This is a genomic window from Aquamicrobium lusatiense, from assembly GCF_014201615.1.
Lineage (GTDB): Bacteria > Pseudomonadota > Alphaproteobacteria > Rhizobiales > Rhizobiaceae > Mesorhizobium > Mesorhizobium lusatiense.
This window is the reverse complement of record NZ_JACHEU010000001.1, coordinates 405,420-423,018: the sequence shown is the minus strand read 5'-3', so window position 1 is coordinate 423,018 and position 17,599 is coordinate 405,420. Positions and strand designations below refer to the sequence as shown.

Here is a 17,599-nt window from a genome sequence, read left to right as displayed (position 1 = left end):
ATGAATCCAGTAAATATATACAGAAACAGCCATATCGATGCCCTAAGGGGTGCTGGAATACTTCTTGTCGTCTTCGGACATCTGATCGAGAAGCCGTCGTCAGATTCTGAATTGTTGCATGCGATCTATGTCGGCATCTACAGTTTTCATATGCCGCTTTTCATTTTTCTGTCCGGCATGTTCGCCCGTAACAGGCTTGAAGGGCGCGACTATCGCAAGATCGTGTGGACACTGATCCTGCCGCTGGCCGTCTTCCAGCTTGTCTATATCGGCGCCAGCCGGCTGACGGGCTGGTATGAATATTCGCTGCTCACGCCTTATTGGCTGCTGTGGTTCATCGCCAGCATGGTCATCTGGCGTCTTGTGCTGCCGCTGTTCGCCTCGCCGGCGGGTCTGGTGGCGGCCGTGGCGGTGGCGGTGGCGGCCGGATATGACGATGGCATCGGCTATACGCTGAGCCTCTCCCGCACGCTCTACTTCCTGCCCTTCTTCGTGCTCGGCCATCTTTATGGCGCCCAGCTCGTCGCTGCCGCGCGACAGCGCCCGGTTGCCTTCGCGCTGATGTTTGTCGGCAGTGTGGGTGCCGTGCTTTTCTGGTGGAAGCTGGGTCTCAATGCCGGTGCGCTCACCGGCAGCCGCGCCTATGCCAGCGGTGCCGCCGACGCCGATTATCCGGCGATCGCGCGTCTTGGCCTGATGGCGCTGGGCGGTTCGGCGGCTGTGGGTTTCGCGGCTCTGGTGCCGGCGCGGGCGGCGATGCTCGGCTGGCTTGGCGAGCGCTCGCTGGCCATCTATCTGCTCCACGGGCTGGTGGTGATGGCGTTCGTGGCTTCCGGCGCGCCGGCACTCATCCCGCAGGTTCTGCTCCTGCCAGTGCTGGCAACACTGTCGGTGCTGGTGGCGCTGGCGACCGCGCCGGCAGACGGGCCGATGCGGCGGCTGTTCAGCCCGCCGCAGGCCGCATGGAGCCGGATGGTGTCAGCGTGACGAGACGGGCCTTGAAAGCGTTTTGACCAGCGCGCGGTGGATGGTCTCGTTGCCGGCGACGACATTGCCGCTGTCGAGCATGTCCTGACCGCCATCCGGTTCGGAGGCGAAGCCGCCCGCCTCGCGCACCAGCAGAAGGCCGGCGGCGATGTCCCATGCCGAAAGGCCGGTTTCCCAGTAGCCGTCCATGCGTCCCGCCGCCACATAGGCAAGGTCGAGGGCAGCGGAGCCCATACGGCGCACGCCCGCCACTTCGTTCATGACGTTTCGCAGCTCGACAAGGAAGTTGCCGTGATGGCCGCGACCCAGATGCGGAATGCCGCAGCCGACAACGGCATCCGAGAGCTTCGTGCGGGCGGCGACGCGCAGCCGGCGGTCGTTCATGAAGGCTCCGCCGCCGCGCTCGGCGGTGTAGAGCTCATCCATGGCCGGGTTGTAGATGACGGCGGCGACGAGCTGGCCCTGACGCTCCAGCGCGATCGAGATGGAGAAGATCGGGATTCCGTGAAGGAAGTTGGTGGTGCCATCGAGCGGATCGACGATCCAGCGGTGCTGGTCGTCGTCGCCGGCCACCGCGCCGCGTTCTTCCATCAGGAAGCCGTAGCCGGGGCGGGCCTTGGCAAGCTCGGTGTAGATGATGTCTTCGGCCTTGCGGTCGGCCTGGCTGACATAGTCACCCGGGCCCTTGAGCGAGACCTGCAGGTTCTGCACCTCGCCGAAATCGCGCGAAAGCGAGCGGCCGGCCTTCATGGCAGCCTGAACCATGACGTTTAATATGGCGGAGCGGGCCATGTCTGTGAGGTCTCCGGATCTGTGGAATGGGCGCCGGCAAAGGGGCGTGCGATTGGCGTTCCCAAGACCACAAATCGCGTTCCGAAGCAAGAGAAAGGCCGTCGCAGTGGGTTCGTCGCCCGCATCAGGGCCTAATGGCGGGCATCAGGGCAGGCGGTTGGCCTTCTGCACCGCTTGCTTCATCTGCTCATCGGTCAGGCCTTCGAGATAGTCTTCCATCTCGCGGTCGATGAGCCCGGCGCGGCGTGCAACGATGTACCAGCCGGCGGCGAGGATCGGGTCGGGATCGGTGCCGAGGGCGGCGACATAGAGCTTGGCCAGCCGGTTCTGGGCGGCGACATTGCCGCCGCGCGCAGCTACCAGCATCCAGCCGAAGCCTTCCTTGTAGTCGCGCTCGCCGCCGCGACCGTCGATCAGCCATTGCGCAAGGTCGAGCTGGGCGGTGTCGAAATTCTGACGCGCGGCCTTTTCGAGGAAGCTGCGGGCTTTCGCATCGTCATGCGCCTTGCCGCCCACACCGTTGGCGTAGGCCTGCGCCAGCGCATATTGCGCATCGGCAAGGCCGGCTTCCGCAGCGCGCTCGTAATAGGTCACCGCGCGGGAGAGATCGCCCGGATTTTCCTTCACCAGAAGCTGGGCGAAATTGAACTGGGCGAGCGCATTGCCGGCCTCGGCCGCCGCCTGCATCAGCGCATGAGCCTGCTTTTCATCCTTTGGCACGAAGTCGCCGTCAAGCAGCATCAGCGCATACTGGAACTGCGCCTCCGGGATGCCGCGTTCGGCCGCGGCCGCATACCATTTCGCGGCTTCCTTGGCGTTGAGGGGAACGCCCATTCCGCGTGCCAGCAGTTCCGCCACCAGCGTCTGGGCGGCCGGGTCGCCGTTTTGCGCCCGGGGCAGGGCCAGGTTGTAGGCGGTCTGGTAGAGGCCGCGCTGATAGGCGCCATAGGCATCGTCGGTCAGCTTGCCGAAGCGGGCCGGATCGAGAGCGGGCAAGACGGCCTTGTCGTCGGCAGGTTGCGGCAGCTGGCGGTCGCCTTTGGCGGTTTCATCCACCTTGCCGGTGGTTTCATGGGTGGAAGCGGCGTCGGCCGGCGTCTCGGCCGCGTGCGCGGCGACGTGGCCTGCGCAGAAGATCATCACAGCCAGTGCCACACACCTTGCCATGGTTCATTCCCCGAAGCGCGGCGCGTTGGCGTCGAGCAATGCGTTGATTTCTGCGACAGCCGCACGCGGATCAGCGCCTTCGGCGAAGATGGCGGCGGACAGCGCCACGAATTCGGCCCCGGTCGCGGCCACTTCCGTCACCGAAGCGATTTCGGAACCGCCCATCACGATGCAGGGAATTTCCACCATCTCCGCCCACCATGCGCCAAGGCCCAGATTGCGCGGATGAGGCACCGGGTCATTGTCATAGCCGAAACGGCCGAAGAACATGTAGTCGGGACCAGCCTCGCCAAGCTCCAGCGCGGCATCGCGCGTCTTGACCCCGCCGGTGCCGACCATCATGCGCTCCTGCAGGCGTTCGATCGTGTCGGCGAGTTCCGCAGGAGCTGCTTCGACATGAACGCCATCCGCCTTTACCCGGTCGGCCACGCGGCTGTCGCCGGCGATTACGGCGGCGGCGCCTGCAGTCTGGGCGACTGGCACGAGGTCTGCGGCGACGCGCTGAAATGCGGAATCGTCGAGCGTTCCCTGCACGAAGATCACCGACGCCACATCGCCGCCTTCAAGTGCAGCCTGAAGCCGTCCGGCATCGGTGCCGGGCATGGCGATCAGGACAAGACGGCAGCGTTCGGGAGGCGATTGGGTGTTCATGGCGTATCCGGTTTCGATCTGCCCTATGCAGGGCGAAATTGGTGGCAATGGGGCATAGAGCAAAGCAGCTGTCTTGAACAGGTCGCTGCCTGAGGCAATACGATTGCGAAGACGCTGAAATACAAGCCCGCAGTACCGCTGCGGAAGGGGTTCTCGAGCAGAAATCCGGGCCCTGTTAACCGGGCATTAAGCTTTACAGCTGTTTACTATGTGCATCCAGTGATCTGGATTCTTACCGAGTGGTTGGAGCCACTTTGTTTGACGCCTCCCTGTTAACTTCTGAGAGCCGCCTTACCCGCGGCTCTTTTTTTCTTCTCAGGCGCGGGAATGGCCGGTGTGCCGATTTTGGCACGCAGCCTGTTCATATTAACCCTTTATTAAGTATAAGCTTGCCTTGCGAAGCTCTGAAGCGCATTTTCCGGCTCGGAAGCCTTATAGGGTGGCAGTCATGCTGCAGGGGCGAATCGCTTCTGCAGGTGACCAGGGTGCATCATGAATCGATCTTCACAGGAAAGCGGGAACACGATCAGGCTGGCCGAGCGCCGCATTTTCTCGCAATCCTTCCAGCCGCTGTACAATGAAGGCATGGGGCTGGTTGAACAGGCCGCCGAATATCTGGATTCGCGCGGGCGCACCGAGGCGAAGAAGCTGACCCGGCTGGCCGCGACCCTTTATGCGGCCGAATCGATGCGGCTGACCACGCGCCTCATGCAGATCGCCTCCTGGCTGCTGCTCCAGCGCGCCGCCAATTCCGGCGAGATGACGCGCGATCAGGTGGCCGCCGAAAAGGCGAAGGTGCGTCTCGACACCGTCTCGGCGCACGAGGATGCGGAAGGCTGGAGCGAGCTGCCGGTCGAGTTCGTCGATCTGGTGCGCCGCTCGTTGCGCCTGCAATCGCTGGTGCGGCGCATGGACGAGGAAGTCTATGGCGATGCGCTGCCGCAGGGTCTTGAGCGCGGCAGCCCGGTGTTCGACCAGATATCGCTGCTCAACACGGCCTTCGCGCGCGGCTGACGCGCTTTTCGTTTCTGGTTTGTTCACATTTCGCTGGCAAGTCTGCCGCCGGTGAATAGAGTGGGCAATCATGGCGGAAATGATTCGGATCATCGGCATCGACCCGGGGCTGCGACGCACCGGCTGGGGCATTGTCGAAAGCCTCGGCAATTCGCTGCGCTTCGTCGCCTCCGGTTCCGTGTGCTCGGATGACAAGGCGACGCTCGCGTCGCGTCTGTGCCAGCTTCATGACGGACTGTCGAAAATTCTGCATGAGGCCATGCCGCATGAGGCGGCCGTGGAGCAGACCTTCGTCAACAAGGACGCAACGGCGACGCTGAAGCTCGGGCAGGCGCGTGGCATTGCCATGCTGGTGCCGGCGCTGGCCGGCCTGCCGGTCGCCGAATATGCGCCCAATGCGGTCAAGAAAGCGGTAATTGGCGTCGGCCATGGCGACAAGAAGCAGATCCACATGATGGTCAAGGTGCTGATGCCCAAGGCGGTGTTCGACACCCATGATGCGGCCGATGCGCTCGCCATCGCCATCTGCCATGCCCATCACCGGCAAAGCGTGGCATACAGGCTGAAGCAGATTGCATAGCAGGGACGGGCGGGGATCATGATCGGCAAGCTGAAGGGCACGCTGGACGAGATCGGCGAGGATCATTGCGTCGTCGATGTGCATGGCGTCGGCTATGTCGCCTTCTGCTCGGCGCGCACGCTGGCCTCTATGTCAGGGCCGGGCGAGGCGGTCGTGCTGTTCATCGAAACGGTGGTGCGCGAGGACATGATCCGCCTGTTCGGGTTCAGCTCGGCGCTGGAGCGCGACTGGTTCCGGCTGCTGTCCACGCATGTGCCGGGCGTCGGCGCCAAGGTGGCGATGTCGGTCCTGTCGACGCTCAGCCCTTCGGATCTGGCCAACGCCATCGCGCTGCGCGACATCGCCATGGTCAGCCGCGCCCCCGGCGTCGGCAAGAAGGTGGCGGAACGCATCGTCACCGAACTGAAGAACAAGGCGCCTGCCTTTGCCGGCGAGGCCGCCGGCACCATCGGGCTCAAGCAGGAACTGGGCGAGGGCTTGGCGCCTGCGCCGATTGCCGACGCGGTTTCGGCGCTGGTCAATCTCGGCTACGGGCGCGACATTGCCGCCAATGCGGTGGCCGCCGCGCTGAAATCCGCCGGCGAAGACGCCGATTCGGCAAAGCTCATCCGTCTTGGCCTGAAGGAACTGGCACGGTGATCGCTGACTTGTTCCCGACATCGCGTCATGGCAGGACGGCATCATGAGTTCCGATGATCGCCTGATCTCCTCCGAAAAGCGGGGCGAGGATGCCGAGCAGACGCTGCGGCCGCAAACGCTTGACGATTTCGTCGGGCAGGCGGCGGCGCGCGCCAACCTGAAAGTGTTCATCGAGGCGGCGAGGGGGCGTGGCGACGCGCTTGACCATGTGCTGTTCGTCGGCCCGCCAGGATTGGGCAAGACTACGCTTGCCCAGATCATGGCGCGCGAGATGGGCGTCAATTTCCGCTCTACCTCCGGCCCTGTTATCGCCAAGGCCGGCGATCTGGCGGCGTTGCTCACCAATCTCGAAGACCGCGACGTGCTGTTCATCGACGAGATCCATCGCCTCAGCCCGGCGGTGGAGGAAATCCTCTATCCGGCGATGGAGGATTTCCAGCTCGACCTGATCATCGGCGAGGGACCGGCGGCGCGCTCGGTCAAGATCGACCTCGCCCGGTTCACGCTGGTGGCGGCGACGACGCGGCTCGGCCTGCTCACCAATCCGCTGCGCGACCGTTTCGGCATTCCGGTGCGGCTCAATTTCTACACGGTCGACGAGCTGGAGCTGATCGTGCGGCGTGGCGCGCGCCTGCTCAACCTGCCGATGAGCGACGACGGCGCTGTCGAGATCGCGCGCCGGGCGCGGGGCACGCCGCGCATCGCCGGGCGGCTTCTGCGACGGGTGCGCGATTTCGCGACGGTGGCCGGGGCGGAAACGGTCAACCGCAGGATCGCGGATGAAGCGCTGCTGCGGCTGGAAGTCGACGGCCTCGGCCTTGATGCGCTCGACCGCCGCTACCTGACCATGATCGCCGGCAATTTCGGCGGCGGCCCGGTCGGCATCGAGACCATCGCGGCAGCCCTTTCGGAGCCGCGCGACGCCATCGAGGACATCATCGAGCCCTATCTGATTCAGCAGGGCTTCATCCAGCGCACGCCGCGCGGGCGCGTGCTGACCGCCAATGCCTGGCGGCATCTGGGGCTGGAAGCGCCGCGCGACATCACCCAGCAGCAGATCGGCCTGTTCGAGGACGAATGACCACCGCCCCGCGCAGGATGGTGACGCTGGACCATGGCGCCCGGCGGTTCAACTTCAGGGTTGCGGGCGTTGCGCTGCGCGACGGGCATCTGCTTGTCCACCGCGCCGAGGCGGACGATTTCTGGGTTCTGCCGGGCGGCCGGGTGGAGATCGGCGAGACGACGGTGGCCGCGCTGGCGCGCGAAATGCGCGAGGAACTTGGGGTTGAGCCGGCCATCGGCGCGCTGTTGTGGACAGTGGAGAATTTCTTCGGGCTGTCAGGCAAGGAATGTCATGAACTTGCCTTTTATTACGCCATGGATCTGCCGGAGGCGTTCCCCTTCTCCTGCGAGGAGATCGTGCACCGCGTCGAGGATGGCGGCACAATGCTGGAATTCCGCTGGGTGGAACTGAGCCGGACTGTTCTGGCAGGCTTGCCGCTGCTGCCTGTCTTCCTGCAGGAGAGGCTCTGCGAGCCATTTTCCGCGACGCAGCATGTGGTGTGGTACGGATGAACCGACAGAAAGGTGAGGCAATGACCAGCCAAAGACCGTCACTTGCGGCACAGGAAGCAGCCCTTTCCGGAGAGCTCACGGAATTCGGCCACCGGCTGCTGGCGCGCGTCTACTATGCCGATACCGATTTCTCCGGCGTCGTCTATCATGCGCGCTATCTGGAGTTTTTCGAGCGTGGGCGTTCGGACTTCCTGCGACTGGTCGGCGTTCATCACACGGCGCTTGCTGCCGGTGAAGGCGGAGAAAAGATCGTCTGGATCGTGCGGCGCATGGAGATCGATTTCCGCGCGCCCGCCCGCATCGACGACATGCTGACGGTGGAGACCCGCACGGTAGACGTGTCGGGCGCGCGTATCACCATGGCCCAGCAGCTCAGGCGGGGCGAGGAACTGCTGGTGGAGGCGCGGGTGGAGGCTGCCATCATCGGCGAGAACGGCCGTCCGCGCCGGTTTCCGAAAGATTGGATCGCGGCCTTCATGCCGAAATCCTGAAAAATCCGCGGCCGGTGGGCACAAATGTTCCGCCGGCACCACAGAAAATATCGGCTGATCTGCGCAGCGCATCTTGCGCCTGAGAACAACATTCCGAAAACCGGCCGCCATTTCAGGCAAGATCGTGCCGGAAACCCGGCATGAGAAAAAGAGATCCTGTCGTGCCGGAAACGGCGTTGTTTCAGATCGCCGTGCGTCCATTCGGACGCACGGCGATCTGAATTATTGGTGGAGCATCGGAATAACCGAAAACCGGATTCCACTTTTCGGTCCGATGCTCTAACGCATCCTTAACCATAACGGTTCATGAAGGTTTCGATGAAAATCGAAGGAATCGGCGCGCCTTCCTTTTACCAACATTTGCCGCGACAAGGCCGCAAACGGCGCTGATCGCAGGCATTTGCGGCGGGGTTCGGCGCGCTGGACCATGAAGGGTTAAAGCGTCGTGGGCCGGCGGACGCCCAGCGCCCGTGAAGTTTTAAGGAACGTTTGGATGGAAAATATCGCTCTTGCCGAACCGGCGGCGAATCTGTCGATCTGGGCCCTGTTCATGCAGGCCAACTGGGTGGTCAAGCTGGTCATGATCGGCCTGCTCGGCGCATCGGTGTGGACGTGGGCGATCATCTTCGAAAAGATCGTCTCCTATGGCCGCATGCGCTCGGCGCTCAATCGTTTCGAGCAGATATTCTGGTCCGGCCAGTCGCTGGAAGAACTCTATCGCACCCTCTCCGACCGCAAGACCAGCGGCATGGGCTCGATCTTCGTTGCCGCCATGCGCGAATGGAAGAAGAGCTTCGAGAAGGGCGCCAAGTCGCCGCACGGCCTGCAGATGCGCATCGATAAGGCCATGGACCTTGCCCTGACCCGCGAGATGGAACGGCTTGAGGGCAATCTCGGCTTCCTCGCCACCATCGGTTCCGCCGCGCCCTTCATCGGCCTGTTCGGCACGGTCATCGGCATCATGACCTCGTTCCAGGCAATCGCCGGCTCCAAATCGACCAGCCTTGCCGTGGTGGCACCGGGTATCGCGGAAGCGCTCCTGGCAACGGCCATCGGCCTGATGGCGGCCATTCCCGCCGTCATCGCCTACAACAAGCTTTCATCGGATGCGGGCAAGCTCGCCGGACGCATGGAGGGCTTCGCCGACGAGTTCTCCGCCATACTCTCGCGCCAAATCGATGAGAAGGTCGCCCGGTCCTGACCGGTGAGATCTGATCGCGCAACGGGGCAGTCTGAGGTTTTTTAAATGGGAATGTCAGTAGGTACGGGCGGCGGGGCCAGAGGTGGACGCGGAAGGCGCGGCCGCCGCAACACGCTGATGTCGGAAATCAACGTCACGCCCTTCGTGGACGTGATGCTGGTGCTGCTGATCATCTTCATGGTCGCAGCCCCCCTGCTCACCGTGGGCGTGCCGATCGACCTGCCGGAAACGCAGGCCAGGCCGATGAATTCCGACACCCAGCCGATCACCGTTTCGGTGAACGACAAGGGCCAGGTCTATCTGCAGGAAACCGAGATCGCCGTCGACGAGGTGGTGCCGCGGCTCGAAGCCATCGCCAAGACCGGCTATGAGGAACGCATCTATGTGCGCGGCGACAAGACCGCCGACTATGGCACGGTGATGCAGGTCATGGCCCGCATTTCGGCGGCCGGATACAAGAATCTTGGCCTCGTCACGCTTCAGGAACAGGATCGGTAATCTTGAAGGCGAGCCTCACCACATCGTTGGCTCTGCATGCGGCGATGCTGGCTTTCGGGCTGGTGTCGTTGTCGGCGCCTGCCGCCTTTGAAGTGAGCGAAGTGGAATCGCTGCCTGTCGACATCGTGCCGCTGGAGGAACTGACGCAGATTCAGCAGGGCGACAAAAAGGCGCCGATGAACGAGAAGCCGGCGCCGATGCCCACCAAGCGGCCGGATATCGTCGCCGATGCCCGCGAGGTCGGCGAGAACATGGTCGATACCGACAAGCCGGTCACGCCCGACCCCAAGCCGACCCCGGTCGACAACGCCTCCGCACCCCCACCCGCTCCGACGCCGAGCGAGAAGCCGGTTCCGGCCGAGCCGCCCAAGCCTGTGGAGCAGCCGAAGCCTGAGCCCGTCAAGCCGCCTGAGCCGAAGCCGGATCCCAAGCCCGAGCCGGTGAAGGAACCCGAACCTGCGCCAAAGCCGGCGGAGCCGAAGCCTGCCGAGGCCAAGCCTGAGCCGGTTACGCCCGATGCCGTTGCCGAAGCGATCGCGGCGGAAGACAAGCCGACGGAACAGTCCGCGCTGCCCGACAGGGCACCCGCTCCGCAGGCGCGGCCGAAGCCGGCTGAAACACAGACAGCGAAAGCCTCGGAGAGCAAGCCGTCCGAGAAGCCGGCGAAGGACAGCTCGGCGGCACAGAAGTCCGACGAAAAGGACTTCAACGCCGATGAGATCGCTGCGCTGCTCGACAAGCGCAAGCCTTCCGGCGGCGGCGCCAAGCGCTCGACGGAGCAGGCTTCGCTGGGCGGCAGGAAGACGACCGGCGGCAATCGCCTGTCGCAGAACGAGATGGATGCCCTGCGCCAGAAGCTCGGCGGCTGCTGGAGCATTCCGGCCGGTGTCGATGATGCGGGCATGCTGAAGGTTTCGGTGCGATTCCGGCTCGACCGCTCCGGCGTTCTGGAAGGCCGCCCGGAAATAATTGCCGGAGGCGCTGCCTCCGGTCCCGGCCGCACGGCGGCCGAATCCGCGGTGCGCGCGGTCCAGAAATGCGCGCCCTTCAACCTGCCTGCCGACAAATATGACAGCTGGTCGGAAGTGGTGGTCAATTTTGACCCGAGCGACATGTTCTGATCGCCGGACTGGAACAAATGAGGCTGAAAGCATGAAGACACTGCTCAAGACGCTCATGATGGTCGCAGCCCTTGCCGGCGCCGCCACGGGGCTTGCCATCGGCCCCGCCAGCGCGCTGGTGGAGATCGACGTCAACAAGGGCACGATCGAGCCGCTGCCCGTCGCCATCACCGATTTCGCGGGTGGCGCGCTCGGCGCCGAGATCTCCTCCATCGTGCAGGCGGACCTGAAGCGCTCGGGGCTGTTCGCGCCGATCGACAAGGCCGCCTTCATCGAGAAGATCGCCAATCCCGATCAGACCCCGCGCTTCGACGACTGGAAGGTGATCAATGCGCAGGCGCTGGTCACCGGCCGCGTCAGCAAGGAAGGCGATGGCCGCATCCGCGCCGAATACCGGCTGTGGGACACCTTTGCCGGACAGCAGCTTTCGGGCGAGCAGTTCTTCGCCAACGGCGCCAATACCCGCCGCGTCGCCCATATCATCGCCGACGCGATCTATGAGCGGCTGACCGGCGAGAAGGGCTACTTCGACACCCGTGTCGTGTTCATCGATGAATCGGGCGCCAAGAATGCGCGCAAGAAGCGGCTGGCGATCATGGACCAGGACGGCGCCAATGCCCGCTTCCTCTCCGATGGCCGCTCCATCGTGATGACGCCGCGTTTCTCGCCGAACCGGCAGGAAATCACCTACATGTCCTATGAGAGCGGACAGCCGCGCGTCTATCTGCTGCAGCTTGAGACCGGCCAGCGCGAACTCGTCGGCAATTTCCCCGGCATGACCTTCGCGCCGCGCTTCTCGCCGGATGGTCAGCGGGTGATCATGAGCCTGATGCGCGACGATGGTAACTCCAACATCTATTCCATGGATCTGAGGAGCAGGAACACCACGCGCCTCACCAATTCCAACGCCATCGATACCTCGCCCTCCTATTCGCCGGACGGCTCGAAGATCGTCTTCACCTCCGACCGCGGCGGCCGTCCTCACATCTATGTGATGGGGGCCGATGGGTCGGGCCAGACGCGCATCTCTTTCGGTGAGGGTACCTATTCCACGCCGGTGTGGTCGCCGCGCGGCGATCTGGTGGCCTTCACCAAGCAGTCGGGCGGCCAGTTCCAGATCGGCGTGATGCGCACGGACGGTTCGGGTGAGCGTATCCTGACCTCCGGCTTCCTCCAGGAAGGCCCGACATGGGCGCCCAACGGCCGGGTGATCATGTATCTGAAGGAAACGCCGGGTGCCGGCGGGCCTAAGCTCTATTCGGTCGATCTGACCGGGCGCAACGAGCAGCAAATTCCAACCCCGAATTTCGGGTCCGATCCGGCCTGGTCGCCGTTGCTCGACTGAAGCTGATGAAGGATGGAGCGTGGCAATTGCGCTCCATTCGCGGCTTTTTCGGCCGGATACGGGCTTAAAATAGCCCGCGACGGGGAGGCGGACAAGATTTCGCCTCTTTGTCGTCATCTGGCTGCATGCCAGTGAGAGGGATGCGCATTCAGGGGGCTCGCCGGATGCGTGAACCGAATTTTAACCGTGTTTTTTGAGTGCCGGTTAACCGAGATGTGGTTACTGGCAGATCAACGAAGTCACTCGAATGCGAAGGAGAGGCGGTATGCGCCGTATCGCAAAACTAGCAGCAAACCCCGTGATGGTCGCGCTCGTAGCCTCGTTGGCGCTTGCCGGCTGCGCATCCAAGAAGACCCCCAACAACGCAGCTGATCTCGGCCTCGGCGGCAGCGCGGCGACGCCCGGCTCGGCGCAGGACTTCACCGTCAATGTCGGCGATCGCATCTTCTTCGATCTGGACTCTTCGTCCATCCGCGCCGACGCTCAGCAGACGCTGGCCCGTCAGGCTCAGTGGCTCAACCGTTATCGCCAGTATTCGATCGTTGTCGAAGGCCATGCCGACGAACGCGGCACCCGCGAATACAACCTTGCGCTCGGTGCCCGCCGTGCTGCCGCGACCCGCGACTATCTCTCGTCGCAGGGCGTTGCCGCCAACCGCATCAAGACCATCTCTTACGGCAAGGAACGTCCGGTCGCCGTTTGCGACGACATCTCCTGCTGGTCGCAGAACCGTCGCGCCGTCACCACGCTGGGCGGCGCCGGCTCCTGATAGGGAAGCACGGGCTTTCAAAGTGACAAAAAGGCGGCTCCCGGAGCCGCCTTTTTCATTGAAATAAGCTTCAAACAAAATTTGGCCGAAGTCTCGCGCCCTGCTAGAAACGGTGCTGTTCCTGACCTCGACGGGAGAGCAGGACGCGAAACCGGGTTTCACTGTAATGGCGAGAGGCTCATGCATCTAAGATCAATCCTGAGCGGCACGCTGGCTGTGCTGCTTCTGTCCGGCGCGGCCGCCATGGCGAGCGAAGCCGGACCTGCGGCTGCCGAGCGCGGCGGCTTTTCCTTCAAGCTGCCGGGCGTGGAACTGCCCGACCTGTTCGGCGCCAAAAAGGATGAAGGCACCGTTCAGCTGGCCCAGAGCGGCGGCATGACGGCGCTGGAAGAGCAGATTCGCTCTCTCAACGGCAAGGTCGAGGAACTCAACTTCCAGATCCTGCAAATGCAGGAGCAGATCCGCAAGCAGCAGGAGGACAATGAGTTTCGCCTCCAGCAGCTCGAAGAAGGGTCACAGGGCGGGCAGAAAAAATCGGATGCGGGCGGTTCGGGCAGTTCCATTGCCGCTGCCCCCGGCGCAACGAATTCCGACCCCGCAACCTCTGGCCCAACAACCTCCGGCGATGTCGCCGGAGGATCCACCGTGGAGGACATCATCGTCGATTCCGGCGATGGCGAGCCGGGCAAGCTCATTCCGGGTACCCCTCCCGGTAATTTCGGCACCATCACCGTCGACAAGGACGGAAATGTCATCGATGCCGGCGCCGGCACGCGCTCGGTAACAGTGACCGACCCCGGTGCTTCGGCGACACCGCCGGCCGATAGCGGGAATACGGTGGTTGCAGCCCTGCCGCGCACCGACAACCCGCAGGAGCTCTACCGGAACTCCTATCAGTTCGTGCTTTCAGGTGATTACAGCACCGCCGAAGCCGGTTTCCGCGAGCATATCGAGCGTTTTCCCAAGGATGCAAACGCTGCCGACGCGCATTACTGGCTGGGCGAATCCCTGCTCGGGCAGCAGAAGTATCGTGATGCCGCCGAAGTCTTCCTTGCCGCCAGCAAGAGCTATCCCAAGGCAAAGAAGGCCCCCGACATGCTGCTCAAGCTCGGCGTTTCGCTGGTGGGTCTCAAGCAGCGCGATGTGGCCTGCGCCACCTTCGGCGAGATCGGCAAGCGCTACCCCAACGCATCGGGTGCTCTGAAGGAACGCGTAAAACAGGAACGGGCGCTCGCGTCGTGCTGACGCTGGAAGCAGAACCGGACCACGAAGCCCGCCTTTTTTTTGATCTCGATCTGTCACGCGGTGCGGTCGTGGCAATTTCGGGCGGCAGCGATTCCACCGCACTTCTCTTTCTTCTCAACGATTTTTGCCGCAGGCATCGGCCGCACGCGAGGCTCGTCGCGGTAACGGTCGATCACGCCCTGCGCCCCGCCTCTCATGACGAGGCGTTGAAAGTCGGCGCTCTGTGCGCTTCGCTCGGCATCGAACATCGAATTCGCGTGTGGGAGGGCCAGAAGCCCAAGACGGGCCTTCTCGCCGCCGCGCGCGATGCGCGTTACGACCTGCTGGCCGGGGTTGCCCGCGACAAAGGCATCCCGATGGTGCTGACAGGCCACACGGCCAACGATCAGGCCGAGACCGTGACCATGCGGCTGGAGCGCCGCGACGTCGTTGACGCAACGGAGCGCGGGCTTGCCGGCATGGCCCCTTTTACCCTGTTCGACGGAGATATCTGGATCGTCCGGCCTTTGCTTCGCATGCGCCGCGAGGCTCTACGCGCCATGTTGCGGACAAGAGGTGCCGGCTGGATGGACGATCCCACCAATGAGGACCATAGCTATGAGCGGCCCCGCGTGCGTGCCGCCCTCGGTGAGCCCGGCATCGCTGCGGCCCTGAAGGTGGCAGAGGCGGCAGGCAGGAACCGAAGCGATCTCGATGCGCGCGCGGCCAGTCTGATCCGCCGCCATGCCTCCCGCCCCGCCCGGGGACTTTTCAGGCTGCATCCCGCTTTCGCGGACGAAGAAGATCGCGCTGCCGCTATCCATGCGCTGCGTCTGTTGCTGTCGACCATCGGCGGTCTTCCCATGCTGCCGGACGAGGCGGCTGTCACCTCTTTGCTGGAGGCGCTGGGGAAGGGCGGTTCGCATCGCGCGACGCTGGCGCGGGTTCTGGTCGATGCAAGACGGACCGGCATTTTCCTGCTGCGCGAGGCGCGCGGCCTGCCGGCGCCCCTGCGGGCAGTGGACGGAATGCTCTGGGATGGACGCTTCAGGGTTAGCATGCGGAAAACGGCCGCTGCTTCGGTCATTCGCGCGGGCGCGGTCCTTTCCAGGGGCAAACCCGTCGCCGGAACTCTGCCAGACCCATTTCCGCTCCCTGATGTGCCGGTGAGCCTCGTGCGTGCGGCCCTCGCCGCCGAGCCGGAGGTGGATTGCGCCGGAGAAAATGTCGCACTCATGCCAGTGATTGCGCCTTTCGCCCGTTTTTTGCCGGGTTTCGATGTTCAGTCGGCCGGGATTCTGGCAGAACTTGCAATGGCATCGCCGCTTCCTCCGCTGCCTTTGCCGAACGCAGCGGTTTAGACAGCCGGACAGGGACAATGCGCCGCCTTAACCGATTGTCGTGCTTTTGCTTGGCAATGGAGTATGGGCTGCCTATGTTAGGCGAAGGCTCCTTTCAACGACGCGCGCCTGACGGCCGCCAACGGGACAATCGATGAATCCGAACTACCGCAACCTTGCGCTCTGGGCGATCATAGCGGTTCTGCTTATCGCTCTCTTCAATCTGTTCCAGACGCCGCAGACGCGCGGAGCCGCGACCGACATTCCCTATTCGCAGTTCCTGCAGGATGTTCAGTCGGGCCGCGTCAAGACCGTGACCATCGCCGGCGACCGCATCAGCGGTTCCTACGGCGACAGCGCTTCCGGTTTCCAGACCTATTCGCCGGGCGATCCGTCGCTGGTTTCAAAGCTTGAGGCCAAGGGCGTGACCATCAATGCGCGCCCGGAGACCGACGGTTCCAACACGCTTTTCGGCTATCTCCTGTCGTGGCTGCCGATGATCCTGATCCTCGGCGTGTGGATTTTCTTCATGCGCCAGATGCAGTCCGGTTCCGGCCGCGCCATGGGTTTCGGCAAGTCCAAGGCCAAGCTTCTGACCGAGGCGCATGGCCGCGTCACCTTCGCCGATGTGGCGGGCGTGGACGAGGCCAAGCAGGATCTTGAGGAAATCGTCGAGTTCCTGCGCGATCCGCAGAAATTCCAGCGTCTCGGCGGCAAGATTCCGCGCGGCGTGCTGCTCGTCGGCCCTCCCGGCACCGGCAAGACGCTGCTGGCGCGCTCGGTTGCGGGTGAAGCCAATGTGCCATTCTTCACCATTTCCGGCTCGGATTTCGTTGAAATGTTCGTGGGCGTCGGCGCAAGCCGCGTGCGCGACATGTTCGACCAGGCCAAGAAGAACTCGCCCTGCATCATCTTCATCGACGAAATCGATGCGGTGGGTCGTCATCGCGGCGCCGGTCTCGGCGGCGGCAATGACGAGCGCGAGCAGACGCTGAACCAGCTTCTGGTCGAGATGGACGGTTTTGAGTCCAACGAATCGATCATCCTGATCGCCGCCACCAACCGTCCCGACGTGCTCGACCCGGCTCTGCTGCGTCCCGGCCGTTTCGACCGGCAGGTCGTGGTGCCGAACCCCGACATCGTCGGCCGCGAGAAGATCCTCAAGGTGCATGTGCGCAACGTGCCGCTGGCGCCGAATGTCGATCTTAAGGTGCTGGCACGCGGTACGCCCGGCTTCTCCGGCGCGGACCTGATGAACCTCGTCAACGAAGCGGCGCTGATGGCGGCGCGGCGCAACAAGCGCCTCGTCACCATGGCCGAGTTCGAGGACGCCAAGGACAAGATCATGATGGGCGCGGAGCGCCGCTCCTCGGCCATGACGCAGGCCGAGAAGGAGCTGACCGCCTATCACGAGGCCGGCCACGCCATTCTGGCGCTCAATGTTCCGTCCGCCGATCCGCTGCACAAGGCGACCATCATTCCACGCGGCCGTGCGCTCGGCATGGTCATGCAGCTGCCCGAGGGCGACCGCTACTCGATGAGCTACAAATACATGATCTCGCGTCTGGCGATCATGATGGGTGGCCGCGTGGCGGAAGAACTCAAGTTCGGCAAGGAAAACATCACCTCCGGCGCATCTTCGGACATCGAGCAGGCGACCAAGCTCGCCCGTGCCATGGTCACGCGCTGGGGCTTCTCCGACAAGCTCGGCCATGTTGCCTATGGCGACAATCAGGAAGAGGTGTTCCTCGGCCATTCGGTCGCGCGCACCCAGAATATCTCGGAAGAGACCGCGCAGATCATCGATGCCGAAGTTCGCCGCCTGATCGAGGAAGCCTACACCACTGCGATGAATGTCCTGACCAAGAAGAAGAAGGACTGGATCGCGCTGGCGGAAGGGCTGCTCGAATACGAGACGCTTTCCGGCGACGAGATCAGGGACCTGCTGGCCGGAAACAAGCCTTCGCGCGATCTGGGCGACGATACGCCGACCAGCCGCGGCTCGGCCGTGCCCAAGGCCGGCGGCACCGCGAAAGGCAAGAAGAAGGGTCCGGAGCCGGAAGGCGGCATGGAACCCCAGCCGCAGAACTGAGTTCCCCGGCGACCGCGCCGACACATGGAAAATGCCGCGCTCTGCGCGGCGTTTTCTTTTGAAGGGGTGTGCGGGACGGCTTTTTCGGGGAGGAAAAGAGCCTTCCGTCAGGA

18 protein-coding genes are annotated in these 17,599 nt (G+C 63.6%); 15 read left to right on the top strand and 3 right to left on the bottom strand.

The window, feature by feature from the left end:
• Nucleotides 1–987 (top strand): acyltransferase family protein, encoded by a 987-nt coding sequence (locus tag HNR59_RS02160; RefSeq protein WP_183825324.1) that lies wholly within the window; start codon nucleotides 1–3, stop codon nucleotides 985–987.
• On the opposite strand, the gene HNR59_RS02155 is transcribed toward HNR59_RS02160, so the two are convergent.
• The 3 genes from HNR59_RS02155 to HNR59_RS02145 form a co-directional block, all read right to left on the bottom strand.
• Nucleotides 979–1,779 carry an inositol monophosphatase family protein gene (locus HNR59_RS02155; RefSeq protein ID WP_183825321.1) on the bottom strand — a complete coding sequence of 267 codons (801 nt, stop codon included), beginning with the start codon at nucleotides 1,777–1,779 and terminating at the stop codon, nucleotides 979–981. The two genes, HNR59_RS02160 and HNR59_RS02155, sit on opposite strands and share 9 nt — an antisense overlap.
• A gap of 144 nt (nucleotides 1,780–1,923) precedes the next feature.
• Complete coding sequence (locus HNR59_RS02150) at nucleotides 1,924–2,946, bottom strand: tetratricopeptide repeat protein (RefSeq protein ID WP_246374457.1); 1,023 nt, start codon at nucleotides 2,944–2,946, stop codon at nucleotides 1,924–1,926.
• Nucleotides 2,947–2,949: 3 nt separating this feature from the next.
• On the bottom strand, nucleotides 2,950–3,597 hold the full coding sequence (locus HNR59_RS02145) for a thiamine phosphate synthase (RefSeq protein ID WP_183825318.1): 648 nt from the start codon (nucleotides 3,595–3,597) through the stop codon (nucleotides 2,950–2,952).
• 492 nt (nucleotides 3,598–4,089) lie between these two features.
• On the opposite strand from HNR59_RS02145, the gene rcdA reads away from it, so the two are divergent.
• The 14 genes from rcdA to ftsH all read left to right on the top strand — a co-directional run bounded on the left by rcdA (nucleotide 4,090) and on the right by ftsH (nucleotide 17,486).
• Entirely contained in the window at nucleotides 4,090–4,611 is a 522-nt protein-coding gene (gene rcdA, locus HNR59_RS02140) for a protease adaptor protein RcdA (RefSeq protein ID WP_183825315.1), read from the top strand.
• A 70-nt stretch (nucleotides 4,612–4,681) separates the two neighbouring features.
• Complete coding sequence (ruvC, locus tag HNR59_RS02135) at nucleotides 4,682–5,191, top strand: crossover junction endodeoxyribonuclease RuvC (protein ID WP_183825312.1); 510 nt, start codon at nucleotides 4,682–4,684, stop codon at nucleotides 5,189–5,191.
• Between the two features lie 18 nt (nucleotides 5,192–5,209).
• Nucleotides 5,210–5,830: a Holliday junction branch migration protein RuvA gene (gene ruvA, locus HNR59_RS02130; protein WP_183825309.1), complete on the top strand. Its 621-nt coding sequence runs from the start codon at nucleotides 5,210–5,212 to the stop codon at nucleotides 5,828–5,830.
• Between the two features lie 43 nt (nucleotides 5,831–5,873).
• A complete protein-coding gene (gene ruvB, locus HNR59_RS02125; protein WP_183825306.1) occupies nucleotides 5,874–6,911 on the top strand; it encodes a Holliday junction branch migration DNA helicase RuvB in 1,038 nt (345 codons plus the stop codon).
• The gene (locus HNR59_RS02120) at nucleotides 6,908–7,405 is read left to right on the top strand and encodes an NUDIX hydrolase (protein WP_183825303.1); all 498 of its coding nucleotides are present in this window, start codon (nucleotides 6,908–6,910) and stop codon (nucleotides 7,403–7,405) included. Before ruvB ends, HNR59_RS02120 begins: the two co-directional genes overlap by 4 nt.
• Nucleotides 7,406–7,425: 20 nt before the next feature.
• Entirely contained in the window at nucleotides 7,426–7,896 is a 471-nt protein-coding gene (gene ybgC, locus HNR59_RS02115; protein WP_183825300.1) for a tol-pal system-associated acyl-CoA thioesterase, read from the top strand.
• Between the two features lie 493 nt (nucleotides 7,897–8,389).
• Nucleotides 8,390–9,097, top strand: a complete 708-nt coding sequence (gene tolQ, locus HNR59_RS02110; RefSeq protein WP_183825297.1) for a protein TolQ — start codon at nucleotides 8,390–8,392, stop codon at nucleotides 9,095–9,097.
• Nucleotides 9,098–9,142: 45 nt separating this feature from the next.
• Nucleotides 9,143–9,595 carry a protein TolR gene (tolR, locus tag HNR59_RS02105; protein WP_183825294.1) on the top strand — a complete coding sequence of 151 codons (453 nt, stop codon included), beginning with the start codon at nucleotides 9,143–9,145 and terminating at the stop codon, nucleotides 9,593–9,595.
• 2 nt (nucleotides 9,596–9,597) lie between these two features.
• Entirely contained in the window at nucleotides 9,598–10,716 is a 1,119-nt protein-coding gene (locus HNR59_RS02100; protein WP_183825291.1) for a hypothetical protein, read from the top strand.
• Between the two features lie 31 nt (nucleotides 10,717–10,747).
• The gene (gene tolB / locus HNR59_RS02095) at nucleotides 10,748–12,061 is read left to right on the top strand and encodes a Tol-Pal system beta propeller repeat protein TolB (RefSeq protein ID WP_183825288.1); all 1,314 of its coding nucleotides are present in this window, start codon (nucleotides 10,748–10,750) and stop codon (nucleotides 12,059–12,061) included.
• 265 nt (nucleotides 12,062–12,326) lie between these two features.
• Nucleotides 12,327–12,830, top strand: coding sequence for a peptidoglycan-associated lipoprotein Pal (gene pal, locus HNR59_RS02090; RefSeq protein ID WP_183825286.1), 504 nt, complete (start codon nucleotides 12,327–12,329; stop codon nucleotides 12,828–12,830).
• 180 nt (nucleotides 12,831–13,010) lie between these two features.
• Nucleotides 13,011–14,075, top strand: a complete 1,065-nt coding sequence (gene ybgF, locus HNR59_RS02085; protein ID WP_183825283.1) for a tol-pal system protein YbgF — start codon at nucleotides 13,011–13,013, stop codon at nucleotides 14,073–14,075.
• Entirely contained in the window at nucleotides 14,069–15,415 is a 1,347-nt protein-coding gene (tilS, locus tag HNR59_RS02080; RefSeq protein ID WP_343060590.1) for a tRNA lysidine(34) synthetase TilS, read from the top strand. Before ybgF ends, tilS begins: the two co-directional genes overlap by 7 nt.
• 133 nt (nucleotides 15,416–15,548) lie before the next feature.
• Nucleotides 15,549–17,486 carry an ATP-dependent zinc metalloprotease FtsH gene (gene ftsH, locus HNR59_RS02075; RefSeq protein ID WP_183825280.1) on the top strand — a complete coding sequence of 646 codons (1,938 nt, stop codon included), beginning with the start codon at nucleotides 15,549–15,551 and terminating at the stop codon, nucleotides 17,484–17,486.
• The last annotated feature ends 113 nt before the right edge of the window (nucleotides 17,487–17,599 follow it).